We start from the raw sequence: 3,513 nt of genomic DNA, 5'->3' as shown, positions 1-3,513 counted from the left end.
ATCATCGGTGACCACAATACTGATTCTGTATTCGCCAAGATCCATAAATTGCGGATCAAAGGTGAAGGAAGCCTCATCACCGGGCGTCACCGGCAGTTCACTGGTATACCACTGGTAGCTGTGGCTGTCGCCACCATTCACATCGGTGACTTCGGCGTTCAGGGTCACATCGCCAGCATCTGCGATAAATACCGTATCCTGCTCACCGTTCTGTGCCGCCGTGACGGTTACCGTGGGCGCGACATTGGTGTCGGTAATTGTCAGACGGTGGCGCTGGTAATCTGCGTTGATTGGCATTTCGAACGTGGTGTCGCTGCCTGCCAGTGCGGCCGCCAGTTCAAGCATCAGATACTCGTCCGGCTCGACTTCTTCATCCGCGGCTACAGGAATCAGTAGCGCGGCATCGTCCTGCGCTTCGGCAGATTCGATGGTAAAGATCAGTTCGCTCAGGTTTACACCACTGTCGCCTTCGGTCACTACGTCTGCCGACGTGGCGATACTCTCAGCCTCTACCCAACGAACCAATATAGAGACCGGATACTCCGGGGATCTGCCCGAAAGGCTCAGTGCAACAGGAGCGACACGCTGCTCACCGGTGATTGAATCGGCTTCGGCAAAGCGCACCTGCGGATAGATTTTTACCATCTGCGCCAAGGACTCGGAGCGGTTACCCGCATCGTCTACGGCAAACCACTGCAGGGACAAAGCGCCGCTCGGCAGCGAAACCTGCTGATCCTCATTGCGCACCAGCAGCTCGCCATTCAGCTCTACCTGGAACTCGAGTTCGTCATCGAAGTTGTCAGTCGCCTGCGCTTCCATGACATTCAGTGTTACCAGGGTGGAGTCGCCGGTGGCCGCCATGCTGATCGCTGGTGGTACTTGCAGCAGTTGCGGCGCGTCGGCATCGACGGAGCGTTGGTTATCCAGCGGGTAGGGATCCTCGCTGTTGACGACGCCATCGTTATCATTGTCTTCATCCAGCGTCAGGCCGGAGGAAGACTGACAGGCACTGTCACAACTATCAAGCCAGGCGTCCGGTTGGCCATCACCATCGGTATCCACTGCGGCGGCAGCGTTGTTTACAAACGCATCATTGTCATTCACTACACCATCGTTGTCGGTGTCGTTCAGTGCGCTATCCAGAATCAGGCCAGAGCTGGACTGGCAGGCGCTGTCACAGCTGTCGAGCCAGGCGTCCGGGTAGCCATCGCCATCGGCATCCACGGAGGCGGCACTGTTGTTAATGAAGTCATCTTCCTCGTTCACCACACCATCGTTGTCGGTGTCATTCAAAGAGGCATCCAATGTCAGGCCTGACGCGGATTGGCAGGCACTGTCGCAGCTCTCGAGCCAGGCATCCGGCAAACCATCTGCATCGGCATCCACCGCCGCGGCACTGTTGTCGACAAACGCATCCTGGTCATTCACCACACCGTCGTTGTCGGTATCGTTCGGAGAGGGGTCCAGGCTTAGGCCGGAAGTCGACTGACAGTCGCTGTCGCAGGCAGCAAGCCAGGCGTCTGGCATACCATCATTGTCGGCATCTGCGGCTGCGGCGGGATTCGCGGGGAAGGCGTCGTTATCGTTGGTGACACCGTCACCATCGTTGTCGTCATCCAGGGTCAGGCCGGAAGCGGATTGGCAGGCGCTGTCACATTCGTCATTCCAGCGGTCGGGCAGACCATCCCCGTCAGCATCGAGCATGGCGGCGAAACTGTCGGGAAACTGGTCCAACACCAGGCCGCTTGCGATTCGGCATTCTTCCTCGCAGCCGATTTTCCAAAAGTCCGGTGCCCCGTCGCCATCACTGTCAACGCTTGCGGCAAATTGCGTGGGAAAATCGTCATAGTCCGCTTCTGCACCATCCCCATCGCCGTCGCGATACAGGCGGCCCTGCAGGCGCAATCCCGGAAGTTCGCTATTGGTCCCATAGTCCCAGTAGGGATTCCCCTGGGCATCGGTGTATTCGGCCCAGGTTTCGTAGAGGGTGGGTTCTGCACAGCTGGTGTTATCGGCACTGGTAGGGCACTGAAGTTCGGCAAGCGTGGCTCGGGTGCCGCCGTAACTGATTTTTTGACCCGATGCATCCGTCGCCCAGTAACTCACATAGGTATCGGCAGAATCGCCCGAATAACTGTAGCCGACCAAGCCGCCAATCACGCTGCTCTGCATGTACGCGGTGGACAGGCTGGCGATAACATCGCCCGCCAGGCGGTATCCCACCAAACCGGCGATTTGCCTGTCTCCCTCCCCATTCACGAGCCCCGTTACATAACTGGCAACTATGTTTGTGCCAAGTGCAGATCCAACCAAACCACCAATACTAGTCCCCTTGCCATCAATATAACCGCTGACAAAGGTTGCAGTAATCTGACCTCCCTGTGCATAACCTACCAGTCCACCCACCAAAGACTTGCCCTGGATATGCATCAGCGGTCCGGATAAGCCAAGTTCTTGCACCGTGGCGTCTACCATAGCGCCAAACAAGCCCTGGTTGTCCACATCCGGTCGTGCGGTCATCAGGTTGCGAATAAGGTGACCGTTGCCGTGAAATACCCCGCTAAATGCATCGCTGGAGCTGCTACCTATCGGTTGCCAGCCTTCACCGCCGTTCCAGTAGGTATCACTGCTATCCAGTGCACCATCAGCGTTGGTATCGAAATCCAGATCCGTGGTCAGTTCAAAACCAATACAGCCATCCACGGGACAACCGGTACTACTACCATAGAGTGCTGAACCATCGAGGTTATTACGCACTTCATGCAAGTCGGCCCAGTCGTTAATCTCGATCAGGCCGTTGTCATCGAGGTCGTAATCGGATCGACCGTCGACCGCCCAGGAATAAGGGACGACTGTAAAAAGGAATAAGAACAGGAATAACGTGCGCGACATAGCACTCTCCATGTGATTAGCGACAGGGCCTCCGGCCCGGTGGATATTTATTTGCGTTGGAATTACCCGTCTTGGGGCAACGCTATAAGTGGTCGGCGACGTTATCAGGTTTGCTGATCAAGAAATGGTATTTGTGTCAAAAAATTTAGAAACACACATGTAGGCGTTGTGAAATGCTAATTAAATTTTTATTTCTCTAATTAATTTTTATTTTTAAAAAAATTAATGGTACATACGTACGTACCGAAAATTATGAATAAATACTCACTCTCGAATTTAAATCACGAACGTTAATTTATAATTACCAAAACAAAAAAAGCCAATGGATTTACCATCGGCTTTTCTTGTTAAACGATGTCGCTTTTAAGTAGCTATTCTGCGACGCCACAAGCCGCCGAGCATCATCACGCACAGCAGCCATAAACCAACGCCGCCACCGCTGGAGCCACCAGAACCACCGGTGTTACCACCATCTGGTACAGGTGTTTCACCTCCACCGGTATCACCACCGTCACCATTATCGCCATCGTCGCCGCCATCGTTGGTATCGGCTTCCTCAAGGGTAAATTCGAAGGTGATTTCCTCGGAGGACAGCATGGGGTTGCCATCATCGGTGACCAC

Annotated in this window: 1 protein-coding gene and 1 pseudogene; both read right to left on the bottom strand. The window is 54.6% G+C overall.

Annotated features, from left to right (window positions below; all coding sequences use genetic code 11):
- The coding region (locus B4U49_RS00955) for a hypothetical protein (protein ID WP_078082727.1) at nt 1-2,892 on the bottom strand (2,892 nt) is incomplete at its 3' end.
- A 363-nt stretch (nt 2,893-3,255) separates the two neighbouring features.
- Nucleotides 3,256-3,513 (bottom strand): annotated as a pseudogene (locus tag B4U49_RS00950) (hypothetical protein); the annotation flags it as partial.

Source organism: Microbulbifer mangrovi (genome assembly GCF_002009015.1).
Taxonomy (GTDB): Bacteria; Pseudomonadota; Gammaproteobacteria; order Pseudomonadales; family Cellvibrionaceae; genus Microbulbifer; species Microbulbifer mangrovi.
Note: the sequence above shows the minus strand (reverse complement) of the source record. Positions and strands in the feature narration are given on the sequence as shown.